18 protein-coding genes and 1 riboswitch are annotated in these 18,876 nt (G+C 69.7%); of the genes, 10 read left to right on the forward strand and 8 right to left on the reverse strand.

What is annotated here, in order from left to right; all coding sequences use genetic code 11:
- Position 1 precedes the first annotated feature (1 nt).
- Genes DAE25_RS17725 through DAE25_RS17735 form a run of 3 tightly spaced genes read left to right on the forward strand, consistent with a single transcriptional unit; the run spans position 2 to position 3,695 of the window.
- Entirely contained in the window at positions 2–964 is a 963-nt protein-coding gene (locus tag DAE25_RS17725) for an NAD(P)-dependent oxidoreductase (protein ID WP_107767479.1), read from the forward strand.
- On the forward strand, positions 961–2,214 hold the full coding sequence (locus tag DAE25_RS17730) for a M24 family metallopeptidase (RefSeq protein WP_234411125.1): 1,254 nt from the start codon (positions 961–963) through the stop codon (positions 2,212–2,214). The genes DAE25_RS17725 and DAE25_RS17730 overlap by 4 nt, the downstream gene beginning before the upstream one ends.
- A gap of 20 nt (positions 2,215–2,234) precedes the next feature.
- The gene (locus DAE25_RS17735; protein WP_107767481.1) at positions 2,235–3,695 is read left to right on the forward strand and encodes an NAD-dependent succinate-semialdehyde dehydrogenase; all 1,461 of its coding nucleotides are present in this window, start codon (positions 2,235–2,237) and stop codon (positions 3,693–3,695) included.
- A gap of 18 nt (positions 3,696–3,713) precedes the next feature.
- Here DAE25_RS17735 and DAE25_RS17740 read toward each other — a convergent pair whose 3' ends face one another.
- Positions 3,714–4,574 carry an alpha/beta hydrolase gene (locus DAE25_RS17740; RefSeq protein ID WP_234411126.1) on the reverse strand — a complete coding sequence of 287 codons (861 nt, stop codon included), beginning with the start codon at positions 4,572–4,574 and terminating at the stop codon, positions 3,714–3,716.
- 163 nt (positions 4,575–4,737) lie between these two features.
- Here DAE25_RS17740 and DAE25_RS17745 point away from each other — a divergent pair, with 163 nt between their 5' ends.
- Positions 4,738–5,694 (forward strand): AraC-like ligand-binding domain-containing protein, encoded by a 957-nt coding sequence (locus tag DAE25_RS17745; RefSeq protein WP_159083822.1) that lies wholly within the window; start codon positions 4,738–4,740, stop codon positions 5,692–5,694.
- Positions 5,695–5,905: 211 nt separating this feature from the next.
- On the opposite strand, the gene DAE25_RS23270 is transcribed toward DAE25_RS17745, so the two are convergent.
- Entirely contained in the window at positions 5,906–6,043 is a 138-nt protein-coding gene (locus DAE25_RS23270) for a hypothetical protein (protein WP_159083823.1), read from the reverse strand.
- 274 nt (positions 6,044–6,317) lie between these two features.
- On the opposite strand from DAE25_RS23270, the gene DAE25_RS17750 reads away from it, so the two are divergent.
- Positions 6,318–7,814 (forward strand): calcium-binding protein, encoded by a 1,497-nt coding sequence (locus DAE25_RS17750; protein ID WP_107767483.1) that lies wholly within the window; start codon positions 6,318–6,320, stop codon positions 7,812–7,814.
- A 414-nt stretch (positions 7,815–8,228) separates the two neighbouring features.
- On the forward strand, positions 8,229–8,720 hold the full coding sequence (locus DAE25_RS17755) for a SixA phosphatase family protein (protein ID WP_107767484.1): 492 nt from the start codon (positions 8,229–8,231) through the stop codon (positions 8,718–8,720).
- Positions 8,721–8,837: 117 nt separating this feature from the next.
- On the opposite strand, the gene DAE25_RS17760 is transcribed toward DAE25_RS17755, so the two are convergent.
- From DAE25_RS17760 to DAE25_RS17775, 4 genes are all read right to left on the reverse strand, one after another.
- Entirely contained in the window at positions 8,838–9,770 is a 933-nt protein-coding gene (locus tag DAE25_RS17760) for an ATP-binding protein (RefSeq protein ID WP_107767485.1), read from the reverse strand.
- Positions 9,771–9,918: 148 nt separating this feature from the next.
- Complete coding sequence (locus tag DAE25_RS17765) at positions 9,919–10,140, reverse strand: hypothetical protein (protein ID WP_107767486.1); 222 nt, start codon at positions 10,138–10,140, stop codon at positions 9,919–9,921.
- A 78-nt stretch (positions 10,141–10,218) separates the two neighbouring features.
- A complete protein-coding gene (locus DAE25_RS17770; protein ID WP_107767487.1) occupies positions 10,219–11,127 on the reverse strand; it encodes a TIGR03086 family metal-binding protein in 909 nt (302 codons plus the stop codon).
- 69 nt (positions 11,128–11,196) lie between these two features.
- Entirely contained in the window at positions 11,197–11,577 is a 381-nt protein-coding gene (locus tag DAE25_RS17775; RefSeq protein ID WP_159083825.1) for a SpoIIAA family protein, read from the reverse strand.
- Positions 11,578–11,671: 94 nt separating this feature from the next.
- A riboswitch (guanidine-III (ykkC-III) riboswitch) is annotated at positions 11,672–11,735 on the forward strand.
- Between the two features lie 64 nt (positions 11,736–11,799).
- Between DAE25_RS17775 and DAE25_RS17780 the strand changes: the two genes are divergently transcribed.
- Both DAE25_RS17780 and hrpB read left to right on the forward strand, forming a co-directional pair.
- Positions 11,800–12,990 carry an aminotransferase class V-fold PLP-dependent enzyme gene (locus tag DAE25_RS17780; RefSeq protein ID WP_159083826.1) on the forward strand — a complete coding sequence of 397 codons (1,191 nt, stop codon included), beginning with the start codon at positions 11,800–11,802 and terminating at the stop codon, positions 12,988–12,990.
- Positions 12,991–13,094: 104 nt separating this feature from the next.
- Positions 13,095–15,659 (forward strand): ATP-dependent helicase HrpB, encoded by a 2,565-nt coding sequence (hrpB, locus tag DAE25_RS17785; RefSeq protein ID WP_234411127.1) that lies wholly within the window; start codon positions 13,095–13,097, stop codon positions 15,657–15,659.
- Positions 15,660–15,755: 96 nt separating this feature from the next.
- On the opposite strand, the gene DAE25_RS17790 is transcribed toward hrpB, so the two are convergent.
- Entirely contained in the window at positions 15,756–16,241 is a 486-nt protein-coding gene (locus DAE25_RS17790; protein ID WP_199907660.1) for a MaoC family dehydratase, read from the reverse strand.
- A 132-nt stretch (positions 16,242–16,373) separates the two neighbouring features.
- Between DAE25_RS17790 and DAE25_RS17795 the strand changes: the two genes are divergently transcribed.
- The gene (locus DAE25_RS17795) at positions 16,374–16,730 is read left to right on the forward strand and encodes a hypothetical protein (RefSeq protein WP_107767491.1); all 357 of its coding nucleotides are present in this window, start codon (positions 16,374–16,376) and stop codon (positions 16,728–16,730) included.
- Between the two features lie 45 nt (positions 16,731–16,775).
- Here DAE25_RS17795 and DAE25_RS17800 read toward each other — a convergent pair whose 3' ends face one another.
- Complete coding sequence (locus DAE25_RS17800) at positions 16,776–17,897, reverse strand: endonuclease/exonuclease/phosphatase family protein (protein WP_159083827.1); 1,122 nt, start codon at positions 17,895–17,897, stop codon at positions 16,776–16,778.
- Between the two features lie 174 nt (positions 17,898–18,071).
- Between DAE25_RS17800 and DAE25_RS17805 the strand changes: the two genes are divergently transcribed.
- Complete coding sequence (locus DAE25_RS17805) at positions 18,072–18,854, forward strand: phosphotransferase enzyme family protein (protein WP_159083828.1); 783 nt, start codon at positions 18,072–18,074, stop codon at positions 18,852–18,854.
- Positions 18,855–18,876: the final 22 nt, after the last annotated feature.

Genomic DNA, 18,876 nt, shown 5'->3' on the forward strand with positions numbered 1-18,876 from the left:
GATGAACACCACCGACGCTCACACGCCCGGATCCCTGCGGGTCGGCTGGATCGGTGCCGGCCGGATGGGTGCCGCGATGGCCTCGCGGCTGGCCAGGGCAGGGGAGGACGTCACCGTCTGGAACCGCACCCGGGCCAAGGCCGAGGCGCTGACCGGGGTCGGCTGCAAGGTCGCCGACACGATCGCCGACCTGCGCGGGCACGACGTGGTCTTCACGATGGTCTCGACGCCGGCCGACCTCGAGCAGGTCCTCACCGGCCCGGACGGCCTGCTGGCCGACCCGGACCACGTGCCCGGCTGCGTCGTCGACTGCTCGACGGTCTCCACCGAGTCCTCGGCCGCCATGCGGGCGGCCTGCGACGAGCGCGGCGTCGCCTTCCTCGCCTCCCCGGTGAGCGGCAACGGCAAGGTCGTCCGGGCCGGTGGCCTGAGCCTGGTGGTGTCGGGCCCCGAGGAGACCTACCGGCACGTCGAGCCGCTGCTCGACCACCTCGGCAAGGGCGCGACGTACGTCGGGGAGGGCGAGCTGGCCCGGCTGGCGAAGATCTGCCACAACGTCATGCTCGGCGTGGTCACCCAGAACCTCGCCGAGATCACCGTGCTCGCCGAGAAGGGCGGGATGTCGCGGGCGGCGTTCCTGGAGTTCCTCAACAAGTCGGTGATGGGGTCGGTCTTCACGACCTACAAGAGCCCGGCCTTCGTGCACCTCGACTACACGCCGACCTTCACCCCGATCCTGCTGCGCAAGGACTTCGACCTCGGCTTCGCCGCCGCCCACGAGCTCGACGTACCGATGCCGGTCGCGGCCGCCGCGGCCGCCGCCGTGCAGGGCACGGTCAGCGGGGGTCGGGTCGAGGAGGACTTCGCGATCCTGCTCGACCAGCAGGCCATGCTCTCCGGGCTCACGCTCTCGCCGGAGGACACCCCGGTGGACGACGGCCTGTCCGCAGCCGACGAGGCATGAGCATGAGCACGGCGGGCCGCCCCCTCGCGGCGCCGGGGCACATGGGGGTCGACTACGAGGAGCGGGTCGACTTCGACCGGCTGCGCCGCTACCGCATCGCCCGGGCCAAGGAGGCCCTCGGCTCCAGCGAGTGCGGGTCGTTCCTGCTGTTCGACTTCTACAACATCCGCTACACGACCCAGACCTGGATCGGCGGTGCGCTCGGCGACAAGATGATCCGCTACGCGCTGCTGGCCCGCGACAAGGACCCGGTCCTGTGGGACTTCGGGTCGGCGGTCAAGCACCACAAGATCTACTCCCAGTGGGTGCCGGAGGAGAACTACCGCGCAGGCTTCCTCGGCTTCCGCGGCGCGGTCGCGCCGTCGGTGGGCCTGATGGTCGACGCCGTCGCGGAGATCAAGTCGCTGCTGACCGAGGCCGGGGTGGCCGACATGCCGGTCGGGATGGACATCGTGGAGCCGCCGTTCCTCTTCGAGATGCAGCGCCAGGGCCTCACCGTCGTCGACGCCCAGCAGCTGATGCTCGACGCGCGCTGCATCAAGAGCGGCGACGAGATCATGCTGCTCAACCAGGCCGCCGCGATGGTCGACGGCGTCTACCAGGACATCACCGAGGCGCTCAAGCCCGGCGTCCGCGAGAACGAGATCGTGGCGCTGGCCAACAAGCGGCTCTACGAGATGGGCTCCGACCAGGTCGAGGCCGTCAACGCCATCTCCGGCGAGCGCTGCAACCCGCACCCGCACAACTTCACGGACCGCCTGATCCGCCCGGGTGACCAGGCCTTCTTCGACATCATCCACTCCTTCAACGGCTACCGGACCTGCTACTACCGCACCTTCGCGGTGGGCAGCTCGACCCCGGCGCAGCGTGACGCCTACACCCAGGCGCGGGAGTGGATGGACCGCGGGATCGACGGGATCAAGGCCGGCGTCGGCACCGACGAGGTGGCCGCGCTGCTGCCGAAGGCCGAGGAGTTCGGCTTCGGCAGCGAGATGGAGGCCTTCGGCCTGCAGTTCGCCCACGGCCTGGGCCTCGGCCTGCACGAGCGGCCGATCATCTCGCGGCTCAACTCGATGAAGGAGCCGGTCGAGCTCAAGGTCGGCATGGTCTTCGCCCTCGAGACCTACTGCCCGGCCACCGACGGCCTCTCCGCCGCCCGGATCGAGGAGGAGATCGTCATCACCGAGGACGGTCCTCGCATCCTCACGCTCTTCCCGGCGCAGGAGCTCTTCGTCACCAACCCCTACTGACCCACTGAAAGGCCCGACCCGTGGCTGACTTCTCGCTCTCCTCCGTCGCCGACCTGCCGCTCGACCTGTGGGTGGGCGGCGTCGAGCGCGCCGCCTCCGACGGCGGTCGCTTCGACGTGCTCGACCCGGCGACCGGCCAGGTCATCACCTCGGTGGCCAACGGCACGGTCGAGGACGCAATGGCGTGCGTCGACGCGGCGGACGCCGCTGCGGCGTCGTGGGCGGCGACGGCACCGCGCGAGCGGGCCGAGATCCTGCGCAAGGCCTTCGAGCTGATGACCGAGCGGTCCGACGAGATCGCCCACCTGATCTCCCTGGAGAACGGCAAGGCCCTGCCCGACGCGCGCGGCGAGACGGCGTACGCCGCGGAGTTCTTCCGCTGGTACGCCGAGGAGGCCGTGCGCGCCTCGGGCACGGTGATGACCGCACCGTCCGGCGCCAACCGCATCCTCGTGCTGCAGCAGCCGGTCGGCATCGCGGTGCTGGTGACGCCGTGGAACTTCCCCGCCGCGATGGCCACTCGCAAGATCGGCCCGGCCCTGGCCGCCGGCTGCACGGTGATCCTCAAGCCCGCCTCCGACACGCCGCTGACGGCGCTGCTGATGGCGAAGATCCTGTCCGACGCGGGCGTCCCCGAGGGCGTGGTGTCGGTGCTGCCGGCGCGGCGCTCCGGCGCCGTGGTCTCGGCGATGGTGCACGACCCCCGGGTCCGCAAGCTGTCCTTCACCGGCTCCACCGAGGTGGGCCGGGTGCTGCTCAAGGAAGCGGCCGACCAGGTCGTCAACTGCTCGATGGAGCTGGGCGGCAACGCGCCGTTCCTCGTCTTCGAGGACGCCGACATGGACGCCGCGATCGATGGCGCGATGATCGCCAAGATGCGCAACGCCGGCGAGGCGTGCACGGCGGCCAACCGCTTCTACGTCCACGCCGACGTGGCCGAGGACTTCAGTCGCCGGCTGGCCGAGCGTATGAAGGCGCTGACCGTCGGCCCCGGCACCCACGACGACACCCAGGTCGGCCCACTGGTCAACGAGGAGTCGGCCGCCAAGGTCGACGAGCTGGTCAGGGGCGCGGTCTCGGCCGGTGCCCGGGTCGTGCTCGGCGGCGACCGTCCGGATCGCGAGGGCTTCTACTACTCACCGACCGTGCTTATCGACGTGCCCCGCGGTGCGGACATCCTGGGCGAGGAGATCTTCGGCCCCGTCGCCCCGGTCCTGACCTTCACCGACGAGGACGACGCCATCGCGATGGCCAACGACACCGAGTACGGCCTGGTCTCCTACGTCTACACCCAGGACCTCGCCCGCGGCCTGCGCGTCAGCGAGCGGCTCGACGCCGGCATGGTCGGCCTCAACCGCGGACTCGTGTCCGACCCGGCCGCACCCTTCGGCGGCACGAAGCAGTCGGGCATCGGGCGTGAGGGTGGGCACGAGGGGATGCTGGACTACATGGAGAGCAAGTACGTCGCTGTGTCCTGGTGACAGGCACATCCCCTTCGCTCAGACACCGACCTTCCGGAAGAAGTCCACGCAGGACTGGGCGACCTCCTGCCAGCCGGAGTCGATCGTGATCGAGTGCCCGCGGCCTGGGACCTCGACGAGCTCCGTCACGGAGTACTCGTTCTTGGCCTGCTTCTTGTAGGTCGCGCGAGCAATCGCGGGCGGGGCCTGGTGGTCCTCCTCCCCGACGAGGACGAGCATCGGACCGCGGTCCTCACCCTTCTTCTCTGCCTTGACCTCGCTCCCGGGATTCACGTTGGCGAAGGCAGCCTGGAAGAGCGGGACTCCTGAGCCGGCGACGTGGAACTGGTCGTAGAGCTCCTTTGCCTCCTGCTCGCTGACCGAGCTCGCGAAGCCGAACCGGAACTGGTCGTACGTCAACGTGATGGCGCGGCCACGGTTGGCCGGGTTCGCCAGCACCGGGGCCGCCGCCTTCAGCGCGTTCACGGGGAGGGGGAGGACCCCGCGCGAGGGGGCCGGCGAGATGGCGCAGGTCGCCGCCGCCAGTCCTCTCCCAGCCAGGATCTGCACCAGCACTCCACCGAACGAGTGGCCGATGATCGCCGGCTTCTTGTCGAGCTTCTCGATGATCGCCTGCTGGTACGCCGCGACGTCGCCGACGCTCTTGCCAGCGAAGACATCAGGACGGGAGCGTGCGTCCTCGACGCTCTCCGGGTCGTCGGGCCAGCCGGGTGTCACAGCCACGTATCCGGCTTCCTCGAAGAACGCCGCCCACCGGTCCCAGCTCGAGTCGAGGAGCCACAGTCCGTGGACGAAGACGACCGGTTGCTTGTTCGATCCGTTGGCTCGCTCCACCTCGGCGAGCTCGGCTGGTGTCGGAGTCATGGTGCTGTCGGACATGGGTGGCGCCTCTCTGTGGGAGTTCTCCTCAAGGTAGGTGTCGGTAGGAGATGCAGATGGCCCGCGCCTGCAGGGTCGTGTGCTGGTCCTGCACGATGGATGGGCACCGGACCCCCGGGGATCTAGGCTGCTGAGCCAGGAGCTCCAGCACCGGAGGTCGGCGATGAGCATCGTTCTGAACTCCGACGACATGCCCGTCGTCGAGCGCGTGGACGCGATCCACGAAGCCATCTGCGCGGGCGTGCTGCCGGTCGAGATCCGTTGGGACCGTCCCGCCGACCAGATCGACCTGTGGTGCAGGTTGGCCACGGCAGGCCCCCTCAACTTCAACTCAGCACGATCGTCCGACAACTCGTTGTGGCGCACAGCCCGGCAGGCGAGATCGGACCATGAACCCATGGTGTTCGTGGCGGTGCAGGGTCGAGGCAGCTCGCGGATCACGCAGGGCGACCGCCAGACGGTTCTCCGCCCCGGAGACGTGACGATCTACGAGACGACCCGGACGTACTCGATCACCAACCGGGGAGCCACAGAGCTGCACTACTTCCAGGTGCCGCGATCCGCGCTCGCGCTCCCACCACGCACCCTCGGCCAGGTCCTCGGCACGCGCATCGGCTCCGACAACAACCCGCTGGCCGCAGTGGTTGCCCCCTTCTTGGCTTCCCTCGGCCGAGGCAACATCCTGGACAAGCCGCGAGCGGCGGAGCTGATGGTCACACCGGCCCTCGAGCTCATTCGGGCTCTCGTGGCAGCACACGTCGAGGACGACGACCTGGCCAGGGAGCCACTGGACCAATCACTCGCGCTACGAGTCCAGCGACACATCGCCGAGCACCTGGGCAGCCGCGACCTGAGCGCAGAGACCATCGCCGCCGCACACCACGTCTCGGTGCGCCAGCTCTTCAAGGTCCTGGCGAGCGCCGACATCCGGTTGAGCGACACCATCCGCCGGCAAAGACTCGAGGCCTGCCGCCGCGAGCTGCGGGACGATCGGCGACAACACCTCGCCATCGCCACGATCAGCGCGCGCTGGGGCTTCGCCGATCCCTCACACTTCAGCCGGGTCTTCAGGGCGGAGTACGGGATGACGCCGCTCGAGTGGCGTACGGGTACCGGCTGACGGATGGCGCTCAGCACGCTTCGATCACGAGGCTCTCCGCCGCCTGTCGGCTACCAACGGTAGGTCTCACGCCGATCAACGGGCTTCAATCAAGACTTGCGGGCACGCACCGATCGGATGAGGTCCTGGTGCTGCGTGACGGGAGTGCAGTGGAGTGAGCTATACGCGAGCTCGCGAGGAGCCAGAGTCTCTCCGGCCTTGATCCGGGCGATCAACTCATCACCTTCTTGACGAGCGCCCGCATCTCGTTGTCTTTCCACCGGTTGATCTTCACCGTGGTGGTCGCATGCGCGTCCTTGCGTTGCTGTTCGGCCAAGCCGAAGGCGCATGGAGCGCTCGCATCGGGCACCCGCGGAGCCGGTCGTCGGTCGCGAAGGGCGGCCGCAAGGCCCGTCTGGTCGACCGGCGACCATATCCACGAAGGCCACTACGGGATCCACAAGAGCGAGCGGTGGACCACGCCACCCAGTAACAGTGAACTACCGCTGTCTCGCAGTCCCGGTCCTCGCAACCAGATCGAGGTCCGGTGCATCACAGGAGGGCGGGTTCGTCTCCGACGGCACCGACACCGACATGCTGCTGATTGACTTCAGGTAGGCAGCCTCACCTCAAGGACACCCGCCATGCGTCGTACGACAGCAGTCACCGCCCTCCTTCTCGGCACGACCCTCCTGGCACCCACTGGGTTCGCCACAGCAGCCGGCGAGACCTGCCGCGGCGAGGCCGCCACGATCGTGGGCACCGAGTACAACCTTCAAGGCACCGAGGGTCGCGACGTGATCGTCACCGGCGCCAGCGGCAACGTCTTGGCCGGCGGCGGCGACGACGTCATCTGCGCAACCGGTGCAGGCTCCAGCGGAAACACGCTCACGATCGATGCCGGGGCAGGCAACGATCTGGTGGACAGCACGGCCCTGGAGAACGGCTACTACCTCCACGCGATCCTCGGGGACGGCGCCGACACGTTCGTGGGTGGTTCGGAGGACGACCGCGTCACTGCCGGGGCAGCTGCTCCGAGACCCGCCGACCTCGAGCCCAGCGAGGTAGATCGCGACCAGATCGACACCGGCGAAGGCGCGGACAGTGTCACGTCCGGGGGACCGGGGTTGCCCAATGACGACGTGGTGCGAACCGGCGCTGGACACGACTACGTCCGGTGGTCCGGCACCATGGGCGCCGCAGGCGTGCTCGACGGCGGCGAAGGAGAGGACCGGCTGAACCTGCGGGTCTCGGGACAGACCGTCAGCATCGATCTTGCAGCGCAGACGCTCACTCGCGACGGGGTACGGGCGGCATCGTTCAGCTCGTTCGAAGCGCTGCTCAGGGTGTCTCCCGAGCCCGGTCTCGGCGCAGTCGCGGTCCTCGGCACGGATGACGATGACGTGGTCGAGATCGACCGGCCGGCGGTCGTGCGGGCCGACCTGGGCCGGGGCAACGACGCGCTAGGACTGGTCGGGACCGCGTCGGGCAGCCACTTCGATCTGGGGGCAGGAACCGACCGCGTCGATGTCCGGTCTGGAATCAGCGCACTCGACATCTTGTCCAGCGACGGTTCCGTCGATCTCGACCTGGCGCAGGGCCAGCTGGTCGTGAACGGCTCGCACACCGCATCGTTCGCCGACGTCGAAGATGCCGCCGTCCTCGCCTACGAGTCGACAGTGATTGGCAACGACAAGGCCAACCGCTTCTTCGCTGCCGGCTGCTTCGCGACGATCAACGGCCGCGGAGGCAAGGACTTCATCACCCACAGCACCTTCGACCCCATGACGGAGATCGGCTACAGCTGCGAGCGCGGCGGGGCGACGCTGCGCGGCGGCTCGGGCAACGACAACCTGAGTGGCAAAAAGCTTCCTGACCGCATCTACGGCGGCTCCGGCAACGACGACATCCGCACCAGCACCGCCATCGGGGGCGTCAACAAGGCCTGGGGCGGGCCGGGCAACGACAAACTCACTGGTGGGGGTGACAAGGACGTCCTGGCCGGCGGAGCCGGCGACGACCGTCTCGAGGGGTCCAAGCAGGCCGACGTCCTTCGTGGCGGCGCAGGCAAGGACCGCGGCCTCGGCGGACCGGGCCGTGACCGCTGCAAGACCGAGGTCGAGCGGAGCTGCGAGCGCTGAGCACCGGATAGCGGTAGTTCACTGCCACCCAGTGACAGTGAACACCGCTGTCCTCGCTGTCCGGTCCGTCAGGTCATCATCAGTCCTCTGGTTGTGGAGGAGGTGCGCGTGGGCACCCTCGTCGTCGGCGCGCCGCGCCGCACGCCACGGGCAGCCTCATCCGGCCCGCCAACGAGGTTGCGGCCTGGGTGTCGGGCCAGCCGCAGCCAGGACGTGGCTTAGGACTAGCGCGCCAAGTAGGAAGGTGGGCTGGCCGTATCTGTCGTGGTCGGCATCCTTCGCTGACGACGGCGATTACGTTCGGGACTGACACGGGTGCGTCACTTCGCCGCATTGTCTCCTCGGACACCAGCTCGGTCACCGCATGTCGGGTTGCGTCCGCCAGACGCCGTCGCATGGGCGCACACTAGGTAGGTGGCCGAGCACACGCTGATCCTCCTCAGACACGCCAAGTCGGACTGGTCGGGCCACGAGGATGACCACGATCGCCCGCTCGCGAAGCGTGGCCGGCGCCAGGCGCCCGAAGCCGGCCGGTGGCTGGCAGCCAACGTCGACTCGATCGACCTGGCGGTCGTCTCCACTGCCCAGCGAGCTCGGAGCACCTGGGATCTGGCTTCGGACGAACTCGACGAGCCGCCCAATACTCGGCACGACAACGACGCCTACGCTGCCTCCGTCGACGAGCTCCTGGATATCGTCCGCGGTCTCGACGAGGCACTGAACACGGTCGTGCTCGTCGGACACAACCCCGGCATTGAGGACCTCGCCCAGGCCCTCACCGCCGGCCGAGTGCCCATGCCGACCTCGGCGCTGGCGGTGATCGAGCTCAACAACACCTGGGACGGCGCCGGTCGGACGCGTGGACTGTTGCGCGCCGCCGGGCGCCCACCAGCCTCGACCCGATAGGTCGCATCGCGGAAAGGCGCCATGCGGGCCAGGGGGCAGCGATCTGGTGGAGAGCGTTGCGTCGGTCCGTCTGGAGGAGGACGAGTCGGTGGCCTGTAGCCGATGGTGGTGTGGCCGTCAGCCTCGCTCGTGGAGCCACTCGTCGTACGGCACTGGCTCCGCTTCTTCCTCCGCCTGGCTGACGATGGAGTCAGCGAACCAGGTGCGCAGCGACACCATCTCCGGAGTGGACCGCAGCGTGAGCAGCTGGTGGGTCTCGCTGATCTCATCAGCCAGGTGCTCGGCGGCCAGCAGCTCAGGGAGCGTCGCGGCCATCTCACGGGGAAGTGTCATCTCGATGTCGACGTGCTCCATTCCCATTGCGGCGGCGTCCAGTGCGGTCCGACGACCCAGGTGTCGCGCAAAGGCAGGGCGGGTCACCAGTCGCTCGATGAGCAGACCCAGCTCCCGCGGTGGGGTCGCACCCTCGTTGGAGTCGATGAGCTGGAGCTCCCGAACCAGGTCGTCGAGCCGCTGGTCGATCTGGAGCGCGAGCTGCACCGGACAGCGAAGCAGCCTCACCCTCGCCCAGCCGGCGGGCAGGACGACCTGCTCCGGTGCCGCGCGTTCTCGGTACTCCACCACCGGCGGGCGTACGTCGTGCTCGACGCCGTCGCCGGCCAGCTCGGCCCATACGCCTCGTCCATCGACGCGCTCCTCGATCCCCCAGGACTGCGCCAGGACCGACACGATCACCAGGCCGCGACCGGTGGTGCCCTGGCTCGCGACCGGCGGCGGGGCCACCGCCGCGAGCGGGACCATGCCGCCCGCGTCCTCCACGGTGAGCCGCACGCCTGGCTCGACGTCACGCAACCGAACACGTAGGTAAGGGCTGCCGCTGTGCAGGGCGGAGTTCGCCGCCATCTCGGTGACGCACAGGGCGGCGTCGTCGACGAGATGCTCGCGGCCCCACTGCCGCAACCCGTCGATGACGAACCTGCGCGCTCCGGGGACGCTGGAGGTGTCCGCGACGAGCTGGACTCGCAACTCCGGGTGGGCCCCTGGGGGCATGGACGTCACGGTGGCAAGTGTGCCCGACCTGTACGCCGCCCTGACCGTGTCGATTCGCGGCGACGCTGAGAGCCGACAGGACCGATGGCGATCGTTCGCCCTGCGATCAGGACGGCGCACACGTCTCCACACCGCCCACGGGTCGCCCCTACTCGCCGCTGGTTGGCCCCAGCCATTCCTCGGGTGCGAACTCGCTGCCGAAGTCAGCGCATGCCTCGTTCTCGCAGCGCCCTTGCGTTTCGAAGGTGACCCCGGCGTTGCCTGAGGTCATCACCAGTCTGGCGTTGTCAGGCTGGAGGTGGTCGCCGTGCCGGAGGGGCTGGCCGCACGTCGGACAGTGAGGGTCGCTCAGCTCGGCCGGGTCGGTCATCCAGTCACGGTAGAACCGACCGGCCGCCCTCGTCCACGGTGCAGGTAGGGACACCGGGCATCGATGGGCCGCCCCCAGTCAGCCCTTGACGTAGGAGAGCTTCTCGCAGACGAGCCCGTCGCGGAAACGGATGACGTCCACTCCTCGCACGTGGCCCGAGTCCGGACCTCCCCAGGCATAGCGCCAGCGGACGACGGCGCGATCGCCGGACACGAAGGACTCCTCCTCGGTGAAGCTCATCCCGGGCGTGCGCATGACCTGGGTCCAGGCCGCCCGGACGACGTCGCGTCCCTGGACGCGCTGCCCGTCCGCCGCCGGCGACGTGGATTCGAAGACGATGTCATCGGTGACCAGGGCGAGTGCGGCGTCGAGGTCCCCGTCACCGAAAGCCGCGTTGAACAACGCGAGGGTCCGATGGTGTGGACCCCATTCAGGGTCGCGGCCAAAGCGGGCCAGCAGGTCCTGCTGAGCGTCGCGGGTGAGGGGCCGCGGCGCGGCGACGGCGCCCGCCTGTCGGTAGGCCTCCTCGTTGGCGTCGAACCACTGGGCGACCGCGTGCACCAAGTGGGGATCCATGCGTGTGTCGCCTTGGGTGGCAGCGGCCAGGTCCCAGCCGTGGACCAGGTGGTCGGCGGCCAGCTGCATGGCGTACTCCTGCGTGGGCGTCTCTCCGAACGACAGGTGCACCGTGCCACCGAGAGGGAGCTGGGTGGCCACGGAGGAGATCGCGTTCCGGGCAGCCGCCAGGGCCGTGCCGATCCTGTCCTCGCCGAGCACGTCACCGTCGAACTGGTCACCGACCTCCTCGATCGTCGCGCCCTCCATGAGAGGCACGGTCCAGAGGTTCTCGTAGGTGACGTGGTTGACGAGGTCATGCACCGTCCACTCCGTGCACGGCGTGGGATCTCCCCACTGGTCGTCCCTCACCGCGTTGACCCGGTCGGCGAAGAACTCGACGGTCCGGTGGTACACCGTGTTCGCGTCCATCCTCTTGTCCTTTCACACGAGGCCGGTCTCGAGGGCCAGCTCGGCCTGCCCCCAGGGTCGAGTGACCTCTCAGCTGGTTGGCAGTTCCCCCGTGGCCGCCCATCGGGTTGCGGTCTCCCGCTCCGCGAGGGAGAAGGCTCGCGCCTGCCCTGGGAGCAGGATGCTGAAGAGCTTCATGGCCGGCCCGACCCACCGTGCGTCGGTGACGACCGCGATGCGTTCGAAGGACGACGCATGGCGCGCGCCGAGCTTGAGGTCCTCCCACACCGCTTCTCCCTCGTACTCGTCGAACTCCGGGCCGAGGACGTAGACGAGGCGCACCTTGCCGTGCTCGGCGATCGCTGCTTCGACGGCGGGAACCAGGACGTCGCGGTAGTCCTCCTCCTCGACGTCATCAATCGCCTCGAGCCCGAGGACACCGATGGGCATGTCGCTGAGAATCTTGATCATGCGACCACTCTCCTCCGTCAACGGCATCCACCGCCACGAGGATCGGCACTGATTTCACCCTGTGCAAGGTTGGGCGATGGGTAGGCTTGCTCGAGCCCTGCGCGATCGTGCTCGCCCGGACGAGGTGCGTCGTACCCGGCAGGACAAGACGACGCAGAAGGAGTCTGTCGTGGCTTGCTGCAGGGCGATTCGTGGCGTCGCTCATTCAAGGGCGTCGTCGAGGTGAACGCTCCACGGGCCGGTCGTGATGGCGACGGCGCGTTGCTCCCGCGGGAGATGTACGCGGCTCTCGAGGAGTACACCTACCTCAACCAGGCATCCCTGGGGCTCGTGCCCCGCCCGGCCATCGAGGCGATGACGCGGTTCCTCGAGGATGTCGGCCAGTACGGCAACGTCCGACTGTCCGACGACGACGAGGCACGAGTCCTGGACGGCGTTCGGCAGGCCGCAGCAACGCTGTTCGACGCCCCGCCTGGATCGATCGCGGTGCTGGCAGGGGCGAGCGAAGGGTTGGGGCAGCTTGCCGCGGCCCTTGCCTCGGGACTGAGGTCGGACGCACCCGAGGTCGTGCTGGTGACCACCGACTTCCCCAGCGTCACGTACCCGTGGCTCGCCGCCACTGGTCGGAGCCATGTCACGCCACCTGTCCTCCGCTGGGTCGTCGACGAGCCCGGCAGCGATCTCACCGACGGGCTCATCGCAGCGGTGAACGAGCGGACCGGGGTCGTGTGCGTGAGCGCGGTGCAGTACTCGACCGGCACGAGGATCGACGTCGCCGCCGTGGCCCGCGCCGCGCACATGGTGGGGGCCCGTGTCGTCGTCGATGTGACCCAGCTTGCGGGTGCCGCCCCGGTGAGCATGAGGGACTGGGGCGTCGATGCCCTCGTGTGCAGCGGCTACAAGTGGCTCTCGGCCCACGGGGGCGTCGCACTCGCCGCGCTGGACGCCGAGCTGGCCGAGCTCGTGCCCCCGGTGGTGGGATGGATGGGGGCTGAGGATCCCTTCGACTTCACCGCGACGGACCTCAGACTGGCCTCTGGCGCGCGCCGCTACGAGCTGTCCACGATGTCGTACGCCTCTGCGGTCGGGCTGCAACGCTCCATCGACCTGCTCAGCAGCGCAGGCATCCCCGCGCTCGCCGATCACTCACGCCTCCTGGCCCACGAGCTCGTCGACCTCGTGGCCCCGTCCGGCTGGTACCCGTTCCGTCGAGCAGGGGACCCAGCCGCCAGCCACCACATCGTCTCGTTGCGACACCCCCGCGCGTCGGGACCCGACGTCCAGACAGCTCTGGCTCGGGACCACCTGGTCTTCACCAGCTCACGAGTCGGCGGCATCCGCGTGTCCCTGCACGGGTACAACACCAGTGACGACCTGCACGCGCTCGCCAGGGCGCTGACCCGCGTCACCTGATTTCGCCGCGACGCGGAACCAACACCTGACCGGCTCGCGCGGAAGGTCTGTAGGCCTGTGTCCCGCAGCCTCGTCCGCGGATCGGAATCAGGCACACTGCATGAGTGTCCGACCCGCTGCGCACCCTGCTCGCCGCGCCGCCCGACCTCCCGGTCGCTGCGGGTCTGGCCGATCTCGTCGAGGCGCTTCGCACGCGCGGGGTCGCGGTGGTCCAGGCGCCGCCGGGCACCGGCAAGACGACGTTGGTCCCACCCGCGGTCGCCGGGGTCGTCGCCGGACGGGTCGTCGTCACGCAGCCCAGTCGCATCGCAGCCCGCGCTGCTGCTCGTCGGCTGGCGCACCTGCTGGGCGAGCCGGTGGGCGAGACGGTCGGGTACGCCGTCCGCGGAGACCGGCGCAGCAGTCGTCGTACGCGTGTGGAGATCGTCACGACCGGTCTGCTGCTCCGACGCATCCAGCACGACCCTGAGCTGGTCGGAGTCGGGGCCGTCGTGCTCGACGAGGTGCACGAGCGCCACCTCGACGCCGACCTGACCTTGGCGCTGCTCATCGACGTCCGGGCCAACCTGCGTGAGGACCTGGCCCTGGTGGCGATGTCGGCCACCATCGAGGCCGAACGGACGGCAACCCTGCTCGGCCGAGGTGACGATCCCGGCGGTCCCGACGATCGACGTGGCGCCCCGGTGATCCGCGTCCCGGGCGCCCTGCACCCGGTCCAGGCGGTCTGGTGCCCGCCGCCTGCGGGGGTGCGCCGGACCGACGACCGGGGGATCACCCCGGCGTTCCACGACCACGTCGCCGCGACCGTGCGTCGTGCGCTGGTCGGGCACGAGGGGGACGTCCTGGTCTTCGTGCCGGGTGTCGCGGAGGTCGAGGCGACCGTACGTCGCCTGGCCGGTGTGGACGCGGCCGTGCACGCCCTGCACGGACGGCTGTCCGGCGCCGAGCAGGACCGTGCGCTCAGCGAGGGCCCGCGTCGACGAGTGATCGTCTCGACCGCGGTCGCCGAGTCGTCGCTGACGGTGCCCGGCGTACGCGTCGTGGTGGATGCCGGGTTCTCGCGCGAGCCACGCACCGATCACCGTCGCGGACTGGCATCCCTGGTCACCGTCGCGGTGAGCCGGGCAGCGGCCGAGCAGCGGGCGGGACGGGCCGGACGGCTGGGGCCGGGGACCGTGCTGCGTTGTTGGTCCGAGGCGGAGCACGCGCACCTGGCCGCCCACCCGGAGCCCGAGATCGCCACCGCCGACCTGACGGCCTTTGCGCTGGAGGTGGCGTGCTGGGGCAGCCAGGACGTCGACGGCCTGGCGCTGCTCGACCAGCCACCGGCGCACGCACTGTCGGCGGCCACGGAGGTGCTGGTGGGGCTGGGGGCGTTGACCGAGGACGGGAGAGTCACCTCGCGGGGCCGGGTGATCGCCGGCGTGCCGGTCGATCCCAGGCTGGCGCGCGCCCTGATCGAGGGGGCTGGTCTCGTCGGGGCCAGGCGGGCCTCGGAGGTGGTCGCGATGCTGAGCGAGGACGTACGCGCTCCCGGCGGAGACCTGGTTGCTGCGCTCCGCTCACTGCGCGCTGACAGGCGTGCAGGATCGTGGCGCCACCAGGTCACCCGGCTGGAGGAGGTGGTGGCGAAGCAGCGCGCCGCCGGCGACCGGGGAGGGGCGTCGGGCGACGCCCGGGCACTCACCGATGACGTGGCGGTGGGTCTCGTGGTGGCCCTGGCGCACCCGGACCGGATCGCCCGCAAGCGAGCCGGTACGTCGAGCTACCTGATGGCGTCCGGGACAGGCGCGGCGCTCGACTCGCACGATCCGGGGCCGCTGGCCGGTCTGGAGTGGCTCGCGATCGGTGACGCGCAGCGACGGCCCGGGCAACGTGAGGCCCGGATCCGCGCGGCGGCCCCCCTCACCGAGGACCTCGCGCTGGAGGCAGCGGGATCGCTGTGGACCGAGGTGGACGAGGTCACCTGGACCCAGGGGCGGGTGCTGGCTCGGCGACGGACGTTGCTGGGCGCGATCGAGCTCACCTCGGCCCCGCTCGGCGACCCGCCCGCGCAGGCCGTGAGCGACGCGATCCGGGTGGCGGTCGCGAGCGAGGGGATCGCTCTCCTCGCCTGGACGGAGGCGGCGACGGCGCTGCGAGCCCGCCTCGACTTCCTGCACCGCGCGCTCGGTGACCCGTGGCCCGACGTGAGCGACGCTGCACTCACACAGGACCTCGACTCCTGGCTCGGACTGCGGCTGGCGCGGTTCCGCTCGGCGAAGGATCTTCGTCGGATCGACGTGACCGCCGCCCTGCGAGCGATGGTGCCGTGGCCGGAGGCGGGCAGGCTCGACGACCTGGCCCCCGAGCGCGTGGAGGTGCCCAGCGGGTCGAGCGTGCGGATCGACTACTCCCAGGACCAGCCGGTGCTCGCCGTGCGACTGCAGGAGGTCTTCGGCTGGACCGCAACACCCCTCCTGGCCGACGGCAGGGTCCCGCTCCTGCTGCACCTGCTCTCTCCCGCGCGACGCCCAGCGGCTGTCACCGCAGACCTGGAGTCCTTCTGGGACAACGGCTACCCGGGCGTGCGCGCTGACCTGCGCGGGCGCTATCCCAAGCACGCCTGGCCCGAGGATCCACGCAGCGCACCCGCCACCGCGCGGACGAACAGGGCTCGCCGCAGCTGAGTGGCGTGTCGACCGCCCGAGTGATTCTCCCGGCCGAGGGCCGGGCACTCGCGCGGACCGGACGGGGACCGGCGTACGTCGCTGCTGCGCCTGAGGTCAGTCGGGCGCTTTCACGTGGTAGTGCCTGAACAAGGCCTGAGCGGCGCAGGCGGGACGGTCGGCCCCGTCGATCTCGATGAGCAGATCCACGGTCAGCTGCTCGCCGCCTCCCAGGTCGACCACGTCCACGATGTCGACGCGCATCCGCACGGTGGACCCGACGAGGACCGCCGTGGGGAACCGGACCCGGTTGTATCCGTAGAACATCGCGTCCTCCCGATCGGCGAAGCCGACCAGGGATGCGAAGAGGTGCGGGATCAGGCTCAACGTCAGGTGGGCGTGAGCGATGGTCCCCCCGAAGGGCCCACGGGACGCCCGCTCGACGTCGTCGTGTGCCCAGTGCCAGTCGTCGGCCGCGCGGGCGAATGCGTCGACGCGGTCCTGCGTCACAGGGAGCCACGCGGACGGCCCCAGCGTGCGCCCCTTCAACGCGAGCACGTCTGTCGTCGTGAGGACGTGGACACGATCCGTCCGAGAGCTCACGCTGACCTCCTGTACTCGACCCAGGAACATCGTCTGTCCGGGACCCACGGTCATTCAAGGGTCAGGTGCAGCAAGTCCCGCGCTATTTGCGATCGTCCTGCGTGACCGCGCGGGCCGTGGCACGATCCCGGGATGAAGATGATCACGGGTGCCGTGATCGCGGCGGCGGCGATGCTCTTCTCGGGCTGCGGCGGTGGGGGCGAGACAGTGGACTCCGGCCAAGCGGTCGCCGACATGATCGGCTGCACCGGTTGGTCCGACACGTCGGAGGAGCGGTACGTCACCGAGGGCGGTGAGTGCGACCGCGATGGCTTGAAGCTCGGGGTCTACTACTTCGCCGCCGACGACGATCGGGACAAGTTCGTCGAGGCCGGCTCGGCGTCCGACGGCAACTACCTCATCGGGGAGGGCTGGGCGATCGACGGCCCGTCTGCCGTGCTCAGGGACCTCCAGGGCGAGCACGGCGGGGACTTGTCGGCCGACGGTTGAGGCGCGTCAGCCCGCCGCCTGCCGACCACCAGCGCGAGTGATGACTCAGCGAAGCCGCAGCGTCGACACCACTCCCGCGTGGTCCGAGGGCCAGATCGGGCGGGGCTGCTGCGGAGTCTGCTCCCTGAACGGGTCGTCGCCCACGAGGTGGGCCTCGACCGTGCCGACGGCCCCGTGGACGAGGACGAGGTCGATCCGCTGGTCGAGCGTCGACGTCGGGTTGGTAAGTGTCTGGTTCTGCCCGCTGCTGTAGCCGGGGTCCTGGGGGTTCACCGCCCAGGCGTCGCGGAACCGGTCGGTGAGGAGGGCGTAGGAGCTCGTGGTGCTGCCGTCGGCGGCCGAGTTGAAGTCGCCGAGGGCGATGTCGGCGCCCGGACCCTCGGCGGGTCCGTCGAGGAACTCCTGCGCCTGCGCCTCCTGCACCTCAGGGAAGCCGGACACCTCGAGGTGGGTGTTGGCGACGTGGAACCGCCGGCCCCGGTACTTGGCGTCGATCGTCACCCAACCGCGGCCGAAGGAGGCCGCGGGGCCACCGGGCAGCGGAATGCTCTGCTGGGCGTCGTAGGTGCCGGACTGCGGGTTGTCCCAGTGCAGCGCCGGGGTGTCGGCGTTGACGAGGATCACGTCCCGGTCCTGGAGCGTGACGACGCAGTCAGCGGGTGCCACGGCCACGCAGTCGAACTGCGGGCTGAAGAGCGGCGCCGGACCGATGTTCGCGTTCTGCGTGACCGCCGCGACCTCGTAGTCCAGGCCCCGGGCTGCGAGCGCGGCCATCAGGATCTCCAGGAAGTCATAGCTGGGTGGGTTCGCGGTCGAGTCCGCAGCGGTGGCCTGCGCGATCCACTTGGTGACCTCCTGCATCCCGATGACGTCCGGCTCCTCGTCCGCGATGATGTCGGCGACCGCTTCGGCCCGGGTCGGGAAGTCGGTGAAGACGGCGGTGCCGTAGATCGTCGCCACTGCAGCGACGAACGCGGCGGGCTGCTGGGGCGGCGGCAGCGAGGGGACCTCCAGCGCCGGATCGAGGCTCGACCCGAGGTAGAGGTTGTACGACATGAACGTGAGGTCGCGCTCCGGTGCTGCCTGGGCACCACCGCCCCACGGCGCCATCAGGGTGAGCCCCAGCAACGCGACGAGCAGACCCCGGATCGTTGTGCGTGCACGCATGGTGACCTCCCAGTCAGGCTTCACTCCGGACCTGTCACTGAAACACACCTGCGCCGGGCCCTGCTAGGGCCATCGGACCCCCCGGTTGACGTCAGTCGAATCCGGCTCGGGTCGATGAGCGAGTCCTCGAAGAACTCGATGGTCACTGTCCGTCGCCTGTGTGAGGGTGCAGGCATGGCCCATGACGAGGCACGGAACCGAGCGGCTGAGGTGAACGAACACTTCCGTCCCGTGGAGCTGTCGGCTGAGACCGTCACGCGACCAGCTGGGCCGCAGAGCCGCACGGTGCATTCGTTCCTGCGCCACCTTCGCGAGAAGGGTCTGGAGTGCGTTCCCGAACCGTTGTCGCTGGACGAGGAGACCGAGGTGCTCCGCTTCATCGACGGGGAGAGCGGCGGGGACGGATGGAAGAACCAGCACGACGAGCAGGGGCTCCGTTCAGCAGCGCACCTGCTGCGGCGCATCCACGACGCTTCGGCTGACTGGGATCCGCCCCAGGACGCCGTCTTCAACGCGCCTCCTGAGACCGAAGGCGGCGACATCTTCGCGCACGGCGACCCCGGACCGTGGAACTTCGTGTGGCGGGACGGACAGGCGATCGCCCTCATCGACTGGGACTTCCTGCGTCCTGCATCAAGGATCGCCGACGTGGCCTACGCCCTGCTGTGGTTCGCCCCGATGCGGGACGACGAGTCCTCTCTGGAGTGGCATCACTTCCCCGAGGTGCCCGACCGTCGTGCGCGCATCGACGCCTTCCTGGAGGCATACGGGATGCTGGCCGACCTCGACGTGGTCGAAGCTGTCATCCGCCGCCGTCACGCGACGATCGAGCACGTCCGTCTCCTCGCCGACCAGGGGCTGGAACCTCAGAAGACCTGGGTCGCTCAGGGCAGTCTGGAGGAAGAGGCGGCGGATATCAGGTGGATCGAGGAGAACAGACCGCTCTTCGCCCGTTGACAGACCTGCGCGGATCGGGGGC

Source organism: Nocardioides terrigena, assembly GCF_003047265.1.
In the GTDB taxonomy this organism is placed as follows: domain Bacteria; phylum Actinomycetota; class Actinomycetes; order Propionibacteriales; family Nocardioidaceae; genus Nocardioides; species Nocardioides terrigena.